This is a genomic window from Stenotrophomonas sp. BIO128-Bstrain, from assembly GCF_030128875.1.
Lineage (GTDB): Bacteria > Pseudomonadota > Gammaproteobacteria > Xanthomonadales > Xanthomonadaceae > Stenotrophomonas > Stenotrophomonas bentonitica_A.
Genome location: NZ_CP124620.1, coordinates 4,160,446 through 4,174,284, shown reverse-complemented (window position 1 = coordinate 4,174,284; position 13,839 = coordinate 4,160,446). Strand labels below are relative to the sequence as shown.

The window sequence follows — 13,839 nt, the reverse complement described above, 5'->3', positions numbered from 1 at the left end:
TGCAATGGATCTGAAGAGCGGTTACCCGTTCTGGGCCGTGCGCAACGGCCTGATGCATGCGTTTCCACCGCTGGAAAACGATCTGAACTGCGAGGTGCTGGTGGTCGGTGGCGGTATCAGCGGTGCGCTGATCGCCGACGAGCTGTGCGCGCACGGCCATGACGTGGCGCTGATCGAACAGCGCGACATCGGCTGGGGCAGCACGGCGGCCAGCACCGCGCTGCTGCAGTATGAGATCGACACCCACCTGATCGATCTGGCCCAGCGCTACGGCGAGGAGGCCGCCGTACGGGCCTACCAGGCGTGTGCCGATGCCATTCCGGCCATCTGCGCGGTGGCCGCGCCGTTCCGCGATGTGGATTGCCATCGCATGGCCAGCCTCTACTACGCGAGCAAGCGTGGGCATCAGGCCGTACTGGCCGAAGAATGCGCGCTGCGTGCCAGGCATGGCTTCGACGTGCGCTGGCTGGACAGCGACGCCGTCGCGGACGAGTACGGCATCCGCGCGCCGGGGGCGATCCTCAGCGCGCTCGCCGCACGCATCGATCCATACCGGCTGACCTACCGCCTGCTGATGCGGCTGCACAAGCGTGGCTGCGGGGTCTACGACCGCACCGTGCTCGACACGCTCACCCCCACCGCGCGTGGCGTCACCGCCACCACGCTGGGCGGTGCACGCATCCGGGCCCGGCATGTGGTGCTGGCCACCGGCTATGCCGGACAGCGCTGGTTGAAGCCCTCGGTGGCCCGCAACCGCAGCAGCTACGCTTTCATCACCGACCCGATCCACCCGGATCTGCTCGGTCCGCTGCGCGAAACGATGGCCTGGGAATCGGCGCGCCCCTACCTCTACCTGCGCAGTACCGGCGACAACCGGCTGCTGATCGGCGGCGAAGACGACGCCATCGATCTCCCGGCGCGGCGCGACCGGCGTGTGGAGAGCAAGACCGGCAAGCTGCTCAAGAAGATCGCCAAGCTGTTTCCGCACCTGCCGCTGCAGCCGGCCTTCTCCTGGGGCGGCACCTTCGCCGAGACCCACGATGGCCTGCCCTTCTTCGGTCCACACCCACAGTGGGGGCCGCGGGTGCTGTTCGCGATGGCCTACGGCGGCAACGGCATCACCTACTCCATGATCGGCGCCGGGCTGCTGCGGTCGCGGATCGAGCGCCGCCGGCATCCGCTGGCCGGGCTGTTCGGATTTGAGCGCCTGGGCTGAGTTCCCCTTGCAACGCACGCCATGACAGGCATCATTCAAACTACGGCTGCTAGCGTCAGCGCTGTCGGCCGTCCCGCCTGTCTGCTCCGGAGCCTCTCATGATCCGCCTGCTTCCCCTGCTGCTGTGCCTGTCCCTGCCCGGTGTGGCGCTGGCCCAGTCTGCCGCAGGCGCCACCGGCCCGCAGTCCTCCACCGGGCTGGACCTGAGCATCCCGGACGCCCCGCTGCAGTACCTGAGCGACCAGTCCCTGCGCGGCGATCCGCCGGGCACGTTCTACGGCGACCGCACCGGCCGGCGTTCCACCGACCGGGCCGCCAACGGCATCGCCCACGTGACCGACGACAAACTGCGGGTCAACGGCAGCGTCACCACCGGCATCGGTTACGCGAAGAATTTCGGCAACACCCATTACAACGCCGCCGAGCTCAACCTGAGCAAGAACTACACGTCCGACGAAGGCAATACGCGCAACGTCAACGTCAACATCCGGGTGAGCGAAGGCAAGGGCCCGGGCTTCTTCGGCCCGTACGGCTATGACGGTTTCGATGGCTACGGCGGCTACGGCCGTGGGCCCGGCTACTGGGATTACCCGGCGCGCTGGTAAGCGCTGCAGCGGTGGGGCACTCACGCGGACGGCCGGGGCAACCCGGCCGTTCGTGCATCCGTGCGCCGTGACGCGGGATCAGTCCCACCAGCCATCGCGCTTGCTGGCCAGTACGCGGCCATCGTGACCGCTCATGCGCACTTCCACGCGCTGGTTGCGGGCATTGCGTGCATCCAGCGTCCAGGTGGCGCCATCGCGCTCGAGCGACTCGATCTGCGTCAGCCCGGCCTTGCCGGCCAGCGCCAGGATCTGCCCGGCATCCAGCAGCGCGCGGCCATCGCGCGGGTCGAAGATCTCACCCTTGGTGTCATCGATGATCACTTCATCGACGGTGCCGTCCTTGCGGGTCACATCCGCCTCCCACACGCCATCATCGTGCTCCAGTTCGTGCACCTGGGTGTACCCGGCCGCGCTGAGCCTGGCCTGCACCTGGGCGGCGGACAGGTTGGCGGCGAAGGCCGGGGTGGCGAACAGGGCGGCGGCCAGGGTGGTAGCGGCAATCATCGTCTTCATGGGAATCCTTGAGGGGGCGCCGGTCCATTCCGGCACCGCCAGTCTGGCCACCACGCCTAACCGGACCATGAGGGCGCCTGTTAGATACTGTTTAGACATCCCCGGTATACCGGTGCCCTGCCCTTCCCCTTGCGTGCCCGCATGTCTGCCCTGTCCCTGATGCTGCCCCTGCTGTTGACCCTGGCCCCGCAGGACCCGATGCGGGTGCTCGACGGTGGCAGCCGCCAGCAGGACAGCGTGCGCCAGGCCGTCCGGCAGGGCCGTTTCGTACCGCTGGAACAGGTGGTGGCCGATGCACTGCGGCGCTATCCCGGCAAGCTCATCGAAGTGGAGCTGGATGAGGACACCTACGAGGTCGAGATCCTCGGCCCGGACGGCGTGGTGATGGAGCTCGATTACGATGCGGCCACCGGCCGCCTGCTGAAAATGGAAAAAGACTGATGCGCGTGCTGCTTGCCGAAGATGACGCCTTGCTCGCCCGCCGCCTGCAGACGCTGCTGGAAGACGCCGGCTACGTGGTCATCCACAGTGCGGAGGGCCGGGACGCCGAGTACCAGGGCCAGATCGAGGACATCGCCGCGGCCGTGGTCGATCTGGGCCTGCCGGGCCTGGACGGGCTGAGCGTGATCGAGCGCTGGCGCCAGGCGGGCCGGGACTTCCCGGTGCTGGTACTGACCGCCCGCGCCCGCTGGCACGACAAGCTGGCCGGCTTCGATGCCGGTGCCGATGACTACCTGACCAAACCGTTCCAGCCCGAAGAGCTGCTGCTGCGCCTGCGTGCCCTGATCCGCCGCAGTGCCGGCCACGCGCATCCGCGCCTGCAGTGCGGTCCACTGGTGCTGGACGTCAATGCCGGCCGCTTCGAACTGGACGGTGCACCGCTGGCGCTCAGCGCGCAGGAGCACCGCATCCTCAGTTACTTCATGCATCACCCCGATACCGTGCTGAGCCGCGCGCGGCTGGGCGAGAACGTCTACGAGGACGGCTTCGATCCGGACTCCAACACGCTGGACGTGCTGATCGGGCGGATCCGCCGCAAGCTGGGCAGCGCGTTGATCCACACCCACCGCGGGCAGGGCTTCCGCCTCTCGGCGACGCCATGACCACCGGCTCGCTGCGCACCCGCCTGCTGGTGGCCGGTGGCCTGGGCCTGGTACTGGTCTCCGCGCTGGCCACCTGGTGGCTGGGCGCGATGTTCGAGCGCTCGGCACGCACCGCGATGGACGAGCGCCTGGGCAACGACCTGATCGCGGTGCTGGCACTGGCCGAGAGCGATGCCAACGGCCAGCTGCACTGGCGCGACACCCTGGCCGACGAGCGCTACCGGCGCGTGTTCTCCGGCGACTACTGGCAGGTGCTGGACGCGCAGGGCCGCCCGCTCGGGCAATCGCGCTCGCTGTGGGATGACGCGCTGGCCGCCCCGACCGCGCTGCAACCGGGGCCGGCGCAGGCCTTCGATGCCAGCGGCCCGTTGAAGCAATCACTGCGCGTGCTGGCCCAGCAGGTGACCCTGCCGCGCGCCGCCGCACCGGTGATCGTCATGGTCGCCACCGACCGCAGCCAGCTGGATGCCCAGGTTGCCAGTTTCCGGCAGCGCACCGCACTGGCCCTGGCCGTGCTGATCGCACTGTGGTTCGCTGTACTGGTCACCCAGGTGCATTACGGGCTGCGGCCGCTGGCCGAACTGGGCCGCATCGCCGGACAGGTCCGCAACGGCGAGAACGTGCGCTTCCCGCAGCAGGGCCTGGTCAAGGAAGTCGCGCCGCTGGCCGGCCAGCTCAACGCGCTGCTCGATCACCACCAGCGCATGGTGGTGCGCGCCCGCCGCAGCGCCGAAGACCTCGCGCATGCGCTGAAGACACCGCTGACCGTGCTCATCACCGAAGCCGAAGGGGATGGCAGCGACTGGCGCCAGACCCTGCGCAGCGAGACCGCGCGCATGCAGGCCAGCATCGATCGTTACCTCGCTGCAGGCCTGGGCGCGGACAGCCAGCAGCGCACGCCGGTGGCGCCGGTGGTGAGCGCGCTGTGCGGGCTGATGCAGCGCGTACATGCCGCGCGCGGGCTGCGTTTCACGTGCGACAGCGAGGATGCCGCCGTGTTCGCCGGTGCGCGCGAGGACCTGGAAGAGATGCTCGGCAACCTGCTCGACAATGCCGGCAAGTGGGCCGCGCAGGCGGTGCGGGTGGACGTGGCACGGGACAGCACGCAGCTACGCATCACCGTGGCCGATGATGGCCCGGGACTCCCGCCAGCGCAGCTGGAGCGCGTGCTGGAACGCGGCGTGCGGCTGGATGAGCGCGCGTCGGGCAGCGGGCTGGGATTGTCGATCGTGGCCGACATCGCCGAGAGCTACGGTGGCACGCTGGTCCTGGCCAATGACACGCCGGGGTTGCAGGCGACGGTGACGTTGCCGGCAGGCGGAGAAGCCACCGGGTAGAGCCGACCGTTGGTCGGCTGCCTTTCGCGAACACCCGAACGCGCCCAGGCGCGCGCCAGCCGACCAACGGTCGGCTCTACCGGGGCCGGCGGTTCAACGGGCCTGGTGCATCCACCAACAATCAATGGCATCCAGCACGATGTGGATGATCAGTCCGATCCCGAACAGGCGCGTCTTCTTTGGTACGCACAGCCCCGCATACACCGCGATCGCCGGGGCGGTGTGCAGTGGATGGAACCCGATGCTGCAGCGGTTCGGGGCGTAGATCGGATCGGCCAGCAGGTGGTCCAGATCGATGATCCAGCCCAGCAGCATCAGCACCCAGGCGGACAGGAAGCGCTTGCGCCAGAACATCCACGCCAGCAGCGCGGGGACGGCCGCATGCAGGAACAGATGAAAGATCGCGCGCGCGCTCATGCCGGTGTCGGGTGCCTTGCAAAGACCGCCGGGCAATGCCCGGCGTTACGGACAGCCGGGTGCGGCCCGAAGGCCGTCACCCGTCAACGCTGGCTTACGTCAGCGGCTCGTCGGACAGGTAGGTGTAGCCGGTCAGGCCGGCCTCCAGTGCCTCGGACAGTTCCTGCGCGCGCTCGGGCGACAGCTTCGCCGCCGCCACGCGCTCGGCATAGCTCGCCCGCAGATCGGCCAGGCTGTAGCCCACATAGTCGAGCATCACATCGGTGGTGTCACCACGGCGCTGCTGGGTGATCGCATAGCCATCGGCATCGGCCAGCACTTCTACCGCATCCGTGTCGCCGAACAGATTGTGGATGTCGCCCAGGATTTCCTGGTACGCGCCCACCATGAAGAACGCGATGCGGTAGCTTTCGCCCGACTTCAGCGCATGCAACGGCAGCGAGGTGTCCAGGCTCTCGTTCTCGACATAGGTTTTCACCATGCCGTCCGAATCGCAGGTCATGTCCGCGATGATGCCGCGGCGCTCGGGCTGCTCGTTCAGGCGCTCGATCGGCACGATCGGGAACACCTGGTCGATCGCCCAGGCATCGGGAATCGATTCGAACACGCTGAAGTTGACGAAGTACTTGTCCACCAGGCGTTCGTTCAACTCGTCCAGCGCCGGGCGATGGCTCTTCTCGTCATAGCTCAGGCGCGCACGCACGGCGTGGGCGATGGCGTAGAACAGGTCGTCGATGCGGGCGCGCTGCGGCAGGTCGATCTGGCCCAGCGCATAGCTGGCAAGGCCTTCGGCATGGAAGTGCTGCGCTTCCTGGAACAGCTCCACCGCCGGGCGCTCGTCGAGCTCGGCGTGGATTTCGCGCAGGTGGCGGATCGCCGCCGGCTCGTCGTCGTGCTGGTCCGGCACGCGGCCTTCCTGCGCCTCTTCCACTTCGGAGACGTTGGCGATCAGCACCGCGTGGTGCGCGGTCATCGCGCGGCCGCACTCGGTGACGATCCGCGGCGGGGTCAGGCCGTGTTCTTCGCAGGCATTGGCCAGCGGCTGCACGATGTTGCTGGCGTAGGAGTTCAGGCCGTAGTTGATCGAGCAGAAGCTGCGCGAGCGGGTGCCTTCGTAATCCACGCCCAGGCCACCGCCCACGTCCACGTGGGTGATCTTCGCGCCCAGGCGCGACAGTTCCACGAAGTAGCGGGTGGCTTCGCGCATGCCGTTGGCGATGTCGCGCACGTTGGAGATCTGCGAGCCCATGTGGAAATGCAGCAGGCTCAGGCAGTCGGCATATTCGGTATCGCGCAGCGACTTCCACAGGTCCAGCAGCTGGCGCGGCGAGAGGCCGAACTTGGCCTTGTCGCCACCGCTGTTCTGCCACTTGCCCGCGCCCAGCGAGGCCAGGCGCATGCGCACGCCCAGGCCCGGCTTCACATCCAGCGCCTTGGATTCCTCCAGCACCAGCTTCAGCTCGGAGGGCTTCTCGATGACGATGAAGGTCTGCAGGCCCAGCTTGCGGCCGATCAGGGCCAGGCGGATGTACTCGCGGTCCTTGTAGCCGTTGCAGACGATCAGCCCACCCGGGCGCGAGAGCGCCAGCACGGCCATCAGCTCGGGCTTGCTGCCCGCTTCCAGGCCGAAGCCCTCGCCGTGGTGGCTGGCCAGGGTGCCGGCCACGCCACGGTGCTGGTTGACCTTGATCGGGTACACGGCGGTGTAGCCGCCCGGGTACTCCCAATCGGCCTGGGCCTGCGCGAACGCGGCCTGCAGCTTGCCCAGGCGCTGGCCCAGGATGTCCGGGAAGCGCACCAGCAGCGGCAGCTTGGCGCCGGCCTCGCGGGCGGCGTCCACGATCTTGGGCAAGGACACCACCGGGCCGTCCTGGCCAGTCGGTCTCACCACCATGTGTCCTGCCTGATCCACGTCGAAGTAGCCATCCGCCCAATGCGGAATCGAGTAGGTCTTGCGGGCTTGGTCGAGGGACCAATCGGTCATTTCAGTGGGCCTGGTTGGTAAAAAAGGGGGTGCATGATAACGCCTATGTGGCGACAGCTCCGTTATCATGCGCGCCCGCGCCCGTGCTCAGGCTTGAAACCTGAACGGGCCAACCCGTCCGGACGTGGCTTGCGCCACGCGGCACCGCCGCCAGCCCGGCTCCACCACCCTTCCGAACAGGACTGCTCCTCCATGACTGACAACAACAACTGGTACATCGAACACTTCGAGCGCACCGGCTCGGCCATCGGCTACCGCCTGACCGGCAAGCTGGACGAAGTGCAGTCGCCGTTCCAGAAGATCGAGATCTTCGCGACCACCGACTGGGGCAACCTGATGACCATCGATGGCGCCATCATGTTGACCAGCAAGGACAACTTCTTCTATCACGAGATGATCAGCCACCCGGTGCTGTTCACCCACGCCGCGCCCAAGCGCGTGGTGATCATCGGCGGCGGCGACTGCGGCACCCTGCGCGAAGTGCTCAAGCACGAGGGCGTGGAGAGCGTGACCCAGTGCGACATCGATGAGCAGGTCACCGTGATGGCCCGCAAGCACTTCCCGGAGCTGTGCGATTCCAACGACGACCCGCGCGCCGAGCTGATGTTCGACGACGGCGTGGCCTACATGGCCAACTGCCCGGCCGGCAGCGTGGATGTGGTGATCGTGGATTCGACCGATCCGGTCGGCCCCGGCGAAGGCCTGTTCAACAAGGCGTTCTACGAGAGCTGCTTCAAGGCCCTGAAGGACGACGGCATTCTGGTGCAGCAGTCCGAGTCGCCGCTGATGCAGCTGGACCTGATCAACGAAATGCGCACCGAGATGGGCAAGGCCGGCTTCGGTTCGTTCAAGACCCTGCCGTTCCCGCAGCCGTGCTACCCGACCGGCTGGTGGAGCGTCACCCTGGCCCGCAAGGGCGAGAGCAGCTTCGACTTCCGCCAGGCCGATTCGGCCGCCAAGTCGTTCGAGACGCTGTACTACACCGCCGCGCTGCACACCGGCGTGCTGGTGACGCCGCCGTTCGTGGCGGCGGCCCTGAAGGGCTGATGCGTTAAGCGTCGGTGTCGATCGTTGCCGCGCTTCGCGCGGCCAGCCGACCAACGGTCGGCTCGACCGGTCGCCTTCGGCCCGGGTGTTGATCGGCCGGCCCCGGTTGGCCTTCGGGCCCTGCATTGGCCGTTCGGCCCCGGCAACGAAGGGGTAGGCACCGACCGTTGGTCGGTGCGCCGTGAGACCGGTTCATGCAGACAACAAAAACCCGCGCTGGCAGCAGCGCGGGTTTTTTTCGTTTCCGGTAGTGCCGGCCGCTGGCCGGCAACCTCATGACCCCAGCAGTCAGATCGCCCAGATACCCGCAATCACCGCCACCACCAGGCCCCACTTGATCACCTGGTAGGCAACCACGCTGCGCTCGCGCAGCGCTTTGGCCTTCAGGCGCACCTTGTAGACGCTGCCGAAGGCCTTGTTGACGCCACCGGTCGGGTCACCCGGCAGGTTCGGCGAGGCACCACCAGCCAGCAGCGTGGAGGCCACCGCGCGGTTGAACAGGCCCGGCAGGCCGAAGCGCAGCGGACGCGCGATATCGCAGAACAGGATCACGCGGTCGTCCGGCGTCTCGTTGTGCGCGTGGTGGATGTAGGTTTCATCGAACATCATCCACTCGCCATCGCGCCAGCTTTTCTTGATGCCGTCCACTTCGATGTAGCAGGCGTCATCGTTCGGCGTGGCCAGGCCCAGGTGCAGGCGCAGCGAGCCGGCGAAGGGATCGCGGTGCGGGCGCAGTTCGCTGCCCGAGGGCAGCTGGGCGAACATCGCCGCGCGCACGTCCGGCAGTGATTCCAGCAGCGCGGTGGTCTTCGGGCACAGCGCCTTGGCCGAGGGGTGCGAGGGGCCGTACCACTTCAGGTAGAAGCGCTTCCAGCCACGGCGGAAGAACGAATTGAAGCCCGCATCGTTGAACGTGCTGGAGGCAGCGATCTTGTCGGCATCGCGCAGGGCCAGCGCTTCGTCGCGGATCATCTGCCAGTTCTGGCGCAATGGCTCGAGCTGCGGGAATTCCTTGCCCGGGTCCAGGAAGGGCGTGGTCGGCACCTTCGAGAACGCGTACATGATCACGTTGATCGGGGCCATGAAGCTGGAGTGGTCCAGCAGCTGGCGCGACCAGCGCGCGCGCACCTTGCCGCGGTAATGGATGTACAGCACGCAGGCGATGAACAGCCCTGCCAGCACGATCTTGATCATCAGTCTTCCTCCGGCACAGCCGGACCCGAAATGGTGGGGGCGATGCACGGAAGTGACCGGCACCGATACGGCGGCAGAGGGCGGGGACGTGCCGGAGAGGGGCGGCCGCCGATGTCGCGAACAACAGCATATGGTCCGCAGCGCCTGCGTCGCGGTCAAGCACGGGCTGGGCGATGTTCAGCGCCGGGTGACCCATGGAACCGCCTGCTGCGTTGGACGCACGGCAGCGTTGCCTGCCCCGCACTCCCCGGCGATCGCCGGCAACCCGCTGATATGCAACGAAATTATCCCAAACGATACAAGATTGTCCGCTTCAGCGTGACGAAGTGTTCCACGCCGGGCGACGACATTTCTCCGACATCATCTGGATTCATGTACTGGCGAGTACTAAAATTAACGAAATCTTTAGTTCCCACCATAAGCAGCACCGGTACGCCTGACGCATTGCGCCGACCGCCGGGTCGCACAGACCCCTATGAACACAATCGTTGCCTCGTGTGTCGATGACACCGCCCCCGCCGAGCTGCTCAAGCGCGGCGAACGCCTCCTGGAACCCGACGTCTACCGGACCTGCCTCAACGGGCAGCCGGCCGTGGTCAAGGATTACACCCGTTACCGCGGCACCCCGCTGTCGCCGATCGCGCGCCTGCTGGTCCGCCGCGAAGCGCGCATCCTGCAGCGCCTGAGCGGCTGGAAGCACGCCCCTGCCCTGCTCGGCACCATCGGCGGCCTCGCGCTGGGCATGGAGTTCATTCCCGGCCAGACCCTCAGCGCGGCCCAGTCGGTCGGCATCGAGGTCTTCGAGCAGCTGCAGTACGCGCTCACCCGCCTGCATGCCGCCGGCATCACCCACAACGATCTGCATGGCACCAACGTGATGGTCAGCGGGGGCGTGCCGGTGCTGGTGGATTTCACCTCGGCCTGGCGCAGCCCGCGCTGGCTGCCGGTGCACCCGGTCTCGCGCCAGTTGCGCCGCAGCGACATGAAGAATCTGCTGAAGATGCGCCAGCGCCTGACCGGCGAGCGCCCCAGCGCCTCCGAGGCGGCCCAGGTGGCCGACCCGCGCTGGGTGGCCGGCGTACGCGTGGCCTGGAAGCGCTTCTACCGCTGGTTCAAGGGCCACGCCTGACCGCGCTTGCCCATGCGCCCATGGGCAAGCCGGCGTGCGTTACAGCGCGTCGGCGTCCAGTTCACCGGTGCGGATGCGCACCACGCTGCCCAGGTCGTACACGAAGACCTTGCCGTCGCCGATCTTGCCGGTCCCGGCGGCCTTGACGATGGCTTCCACCACCTCCTCGACCTGGCTGTCGGTGACGGCCACCTCGATCTTCACCTTGGGCAGGAAATCGACCACGTATTCCGCCCCGCGATAGAGCTCGGTGTGGCCTTTCTGCCGCCCGAAGCCCTTGACCTCGGTGACCGTGATCCCGGTGACGCCGCGCTCGGCCAGCGCTTCGCGCACGTCGTCGAGCTTGAACGGTTTGACCACCGCCATGACCATCTTCATCCGTCTGCACTCCTGTCTCTCAGGCTGCGAGGATAACGCCTGTCCGCCGGTGAACGCGATGCGCGCGGTCAGTGCCGCCGGCAGCGTGGCGGCTTATCCTTGGCGCATACCCCGCGGAGCCGCACCATGATCGACCTCAACCACCTCGATGACCTCGCCCGCCGCCTGAGCGACATGGTCCCCCCGGGCCTGCGCCAGTCGCGCGAAGAACTGCAGGCCACCTTCAAGACCGCGCTGCAGGCCGGGCTGGGCAAGCTGGACCTGGTCACCCGCGAGGAATTCGACGTGCAGCGCGCCGTGCTGCTGCGCACCCGCGAGAAGCTGGAGGCGCTGGAGAAGACGGTGGCCGAGCTGGAAGCACGTGGCGGATCGGCTGCGCCGCGCGAGTAAGCCGGGCTTGCGCTGACGCGCGTCAGGCGTCCTGCAGCACGAACCGCTCGATCGCCAGCGCCACGCCGTCCTCGGCGTTGGTGGCGGTCTCGAAGCGCGCGGTCTGCTTGACCGCCGGAATCGCGTTGCCCATGGCGACGCTGGTCCCGGCGAACTGCAGCATGGTCAGGTCGTTCTCCTGATCGCCCACCGCCATCACGTTGGCCCGGTCCACGCCCAGATGGGCGGCCAGCCTCTCCAGGCTTGGCCCCTTCCCTGCCCGGTGGTCGAACACCTCGAGGAAGAACGGCGCGCTCTTGAGCACCGCGAAGCGGTCGGTCAGTTCCGAGGGCAGGCGCTGGATCGCGGCATCCAGCACCGCGGGTTCGTCGATCATCATCAGTTTGATGAACTGCATGGCCGGGTCCATGTCCTCGACCCGGCGATACGACAGCGGCACGTTCGACAGGTGCGAATCGGCCACGGTGTAGTGGCTGATGTCCTGGTTGGGCGTGTACATGCGCCGGCCATCGAGCGCCTGGAAGTGAATACCGAGTTCGCGTGAGATCCGCTCACAGAACACGAAGTCCTCGAAACTCAGCGGAAACTCGACCACGCGCTGGCCGCTGCCGATGTTCTGCACCAGCGCGCCGTTGCAGGCGATGCAGTAATCCTGCTCGCCCTGGATACCCAGCTGCTGCAGGAACGGCGCCATGCCAGACACCGGTCGGCCGCTGGCCAGCACCACCTGCACGCCCTGCGCGCGGGCGCGGGCGATGGCGTGCATCACCCGGGGCGTGAGCGTGTGGGACGGATCAAGCAGGGTCCCGTCCATATCGACGGCGACCAGTTCGATCGGGCCGGAGCGGTGGTGCATATCCATGGTGTTCGACGGCGTGGCACGTGGGGGCATCCAGTCTAGCGGCAGTACCGGATACGGTGGCGGTGCTTGCCTACCCCGTGGCGCGGTGAACGCCTATGGAGTGGGTGCTCCGTTCACTGCCATTGTTCCCACCATGCCGCAGATCCCGGAAACAACCGCATGAGCCTCGCGCTGGTGCACAGCCGTGCCCGCGCCGGTGTGAAAGCCCCTGCCGTGCGCATCGAGGTGTTCCTCTCTGGTGGGCTGCCGCATACCCAGATCGTTGGGCTACCTGCGGCGGCCGTGCGGGAATCGCGCGACCGCGTGCGCGCCGCGCTGATCTGCGCGCGGTTCGAGTTTCCGCAGCGGCGGATCACCATCAACCTGGCTCCCGCCGATCTGCCCAAGGAAGGCGGCCGATTCGATCTGGCCATTGCGCTCGGCATCCTCGCCGCCAGTGGCCAGATCGATGCGCAATCCCTGGACAAGTACGAATTCCTGGGCGAGCTGGCCCTCACCGGCGAGCTGCGCGGTGTAGACGGTGTCCTGCCTGCCGCGATCGCAGCCGCCGGGGATGGCCGGAGCCTGATCGTGGCTGCGGCCAACAGTGAAGAGGCGGCGTTGGCCCAACATGCCGACGTACGCATCGCACGCACTCTGCTGGAAGTCTGCAGCGCCCTTGAAAGCGGCACGCTGCCACCGGCTGTGGCCGCCGCCACGGTGCCGGTCAGCATTCCCGACCTGCGCGATGTGCGCGGGCAGCTGCAGGCGCGCCGGGCGCTGGAAGTCGCGGCGGCCGGCGGGCACCACCTGCTGCTGCTCGGCACGCCGGGCTGCGGCAAGACGCTGCTCGCGTCGCGTCTGCCCGGCATCCTGCCCGCGGCCAGCGAGCTCGAGGCCCTGGAAGCGGCGACCATTGCCTCCTGCAGCGGCCAGGGCATTGATGCGGGGCGCTGGCGGCAGCGGCCCTATAGAGCGCCGCACCATACCGCCAGCGCGGTGGCGCTGATCGGCGGCGGCTCGCATCCCAGGCCAGGCGAGATCTCGCTGGCACACAACGGGGTGTTGTTCCTGGACGAACTCCCGGAGTGGAGCCGGCACGCGCTCGAGGTCATGCGCGAGCCGATCGAATCCGGGGTCGCCGTGGTCAGCCGCGCGGCAAGGACGGAGCGCTTTCCCGCGCGGTTCCAGCTGGTTGCGGCGATGAACCCCTGCCCTTGCGGCTGGGCGGGGGATCGCAGTGGCCGCTGTCTCTGCAGCGAAGAGGTCATCCAGCGTTACCGGGGGCGGGTTTCCGGGCCCTTGATGGACCGCATCGACCTGCATGTGGAAGTGCCGCGGCTGGACCCGCGCGAGCTGCGCGATGACGCGCCGCTGGGCGAAGACAGCGCGAGTGTTCGCGCCCGGGTGGTGGCCGCGCGCGACGTGCAGCTGCTGCGCAGTGGGAAAGCCAACGCCCAACTACTGCCGTTCGAGCTGAGCGCGCATTGCCGGTTGTCGCGGGAGGATCAGCAGCTGTTGGAGGATGCTGTGGAACGGTTGCAGCTGTCGGCGCGCTCGATGCATCGCATCCTGCGGGTGGCGAGGACGCTGGCGGATCTGGGGCATGCCCAGAACATCGAGACCGCGCATGTGGCGGAGGCGATCGGGTATCGGCAGTTGGATCGGGGTGGTGGTGGGTGAGA

15 protein-coding genes are annotated in these 13,839 nt (G+C 67.6%); 9 read left to right on the top strand and 6 right to left on the bottom strand.

Translation table 11 applies throughout. From position 1 onward, the window contains the following. The first annotated feature begins 4 nt into the window (after positions 1–4). Positions 5–1,216: an FAD-dependent oxidoreductase gene (locus POS15_RS18980; protein ID WP_284128671.1), complete on the top strand. Its 1,212-nt coding sequence runs from the start codon at positions 5–7 to the stop codon at positions 1,214–1,216. A gap of 98 nt (positions 1,217–1,314) precedes the next feature. Beyond that, positions 1,315–1,821, top strand: coding sequence for a hypothetical protein (locus POS15_RS18975; RefSeq protein WP_046273043.1), 507 nt, complete (start codon positions 1,315–1,317; stop codon positions 1,819–1,821). 78 nt (positions 1,822–1,899) lie between these two features. Here the strand turns inward: POS15_RS18975 and POS15_RS18970 are convergent, their stop codons facing one another. Then, complete coding sequence (locus POS15_RS18970) at positions 1,900–2,334, bottom strand: PepSY domain-containing protein (protein WP_019185266.1); 435 nt, start codon at positions 2,332–2,334, stop codon at positions 1,900–1,902. Positions 2,335–2,532: 198 nt separating this feature from the next. Here POS15_RS18970 and POS15_RS18965 point away from each other — a divergent pair, with 198 nt between their 5' ends. From POS15_RS18965 to POS15_RS18955, 3 genes are read left to right on the top strand one after another with little or no spacing between them, the layout of a single operon-like run. Then, the gene (locus tag POS15_RS18965) at positions 2,533–2,775 is read left to right on the top strand and encodes a PepSY domain-containing protein (RefSeq protein ID WP_046273066.1); all 243 of its coding nucleotides are present in this window, start codon (positions 2,533–2,535) and stop codon (positions 2,773–2,775) included. Continuing rightward, positions 2,775–3,437, top strand: coding sequence for a response regulator transcription factor (locus POS15_RS18960; protein ID WP_019185264.1), 663 nt, complete (start codon positions 2,775–2,777; stop codon positions 3,435–3,437). Before POS15_RS18965 ends, POS15_RS18960 begins: the two co-directional genes overlap by 1 nt. After that, positions 3,434–4,774 carry a sensor histidine kinase gene (locus tag POS15_RS18955; RefSeq protein WP_284128670.1) on the top strand — a complete coding sequence of 447 codons (1,341 nt, stop codon included), beginning with the start codon at positions 3,434–3,436 and terminating at the stop codon, positions 4,772–4,774. Before POS15_RS18960 ends, POS15_RS18955 begins: the two co-directional genes overlap by 4 nt. 93 nt (positions 4,775–4,867) lie before the next feature. Here POS15_RS18955 and POS15_RS18950 read toward each other — a convergent pair whose 3' ends face one another. Together POS15_RS18950 and speA are read right to left on the bottom strand one after the other, a co-directional pair. Continuing rightward, on the bottom strand, positions 4,868–5,191 hold the full coding sequence (locus POS15_RS18950; RefSeq protein WP_046273042.1) for a DUF6122 family protein: 324 nt from the start codon (positions 5,189–5,191) through the stop codon (positions 4,868–4,870). A gap of 94 nt (positions 5,192–5,285) precedes the next feature. Then, the gene (gene speA, locus POS15_RS18945; RefSeq protein ID WP_070426138.1) at positions 5,286–7,175 is read right to left on the bottom strand and encodes an arginine decarboxylase; all 1,890 of its coding nucleotides are present in this window, start codon (positions 7,173–7,175) and stop codon (positions 5,286–5,288) included. Between the two features lie 192 nt (positions 7,176–7,367). Between speA and speE the strand changes: the two genes are divergently transcribed. Continuing rightward, complete coding sequence (gene speE / locus POS15_RS18940) at positions 7,368–8,222, top strand: polyamine aminopropyltransferase (protein ID WP_282264316.1); 855 nt, start codon at positions 7,368–7,370, stop codon at positions 8,220–8,222. Positions 8,223–8,510: 288 nt separating this feature from the next. On the opposite strand, the gene POS15_RS18935 is transcribed toward speE, so the two are convergent. Next, positions 8,511–9,416 (bottom strand): aspartyl/asparaginyl beta-hydroxylase domain-containing protein, encoded by a 906-nt coding sequence (locus tag POS15_RS18935; protein WP_026070109.1) that lies wholly within the window; start codon positions 9,414–9,416, stop codon positions 8,511–8,513. A 475-nt stretch (positions 9,417–9,891) separates the two neighbouring features. Here POS15_RS18935 and POS15_RS18930 point away from each other — a divergent pair, with 475 nt between their 5' ends. After that, positions 9,892–10,545: an RIO1 family regulatory kinase/ATPase gene (locus POS15_RS18930; protein ID WP_070426140.1), complete on the top strand. Its 654-nt coding sequence runs from the start codon at positions 9,892–9,894 to the stop codon at positions 10,543–10,545. Positions 10,546–10,584: 39 nt separating this feature from the next. Here POS15_RS18930 and POS15_RS18925 read toward each other — a convergent pair whose 3' ends face one another. Next, the gene (locus POS15_RS18925; protein ID WP_019185257.1) at positions 10,585–10,923 is read right to left on the bottom strand and encodes a P-II family nitrogen regulator; all 339 of its coding nucleotides are present in this window, start codon (positions 10,921–10,923) and stop codon (positions 10,585–10,587) included. A 126-nt stretch (positions 10,924–11,049) separates the two neighbouring features. Between POS15_RS18925 and POS15_RS18920 the strand changes: the two genes are divergently transcribed. Beyond that, a complete protein-coding gene (locus POS15_RS18920; protein ID WP_019185256.1) occupies positions 11,050–11,313 on the top strand; it encodes an accessory factor UbiK family protein in 264 nt (87 codons plus the stop codon). Between the two features lie 22 nt (positions 11,314–11,335). Here the strand turns inward: POS15_RS18920 and yidA are convergent, their stop codons facing one another. Next, a complete protein-coding gene (yidA, locus tag POS15_RS18915) occupies positions 11,336–12,175 on the bottom strand; it encodes a sugar-phosphatase (protein ID WP_284128668.1) in 840 nt (279 codons plus the stop codon). Positions 12,176–12,334: 159 nt separating this feature from the next. On the opposite strand from yidA, the gene POS15_RS18910 reads away from it, so the two are divergent. After that, positions 12,335–13,837, top strand: coding sequence for a YifB family Mg chelatase-like AAA ATPase (locus POS15_RS18910; protein WP_284128667.1), 1,503 nt, complete (start codon positions 12,335–12,337; stop codon positions 13,835–13,837). Positions 13,838–13,839 lie beyond the last annotated feature (2 nt).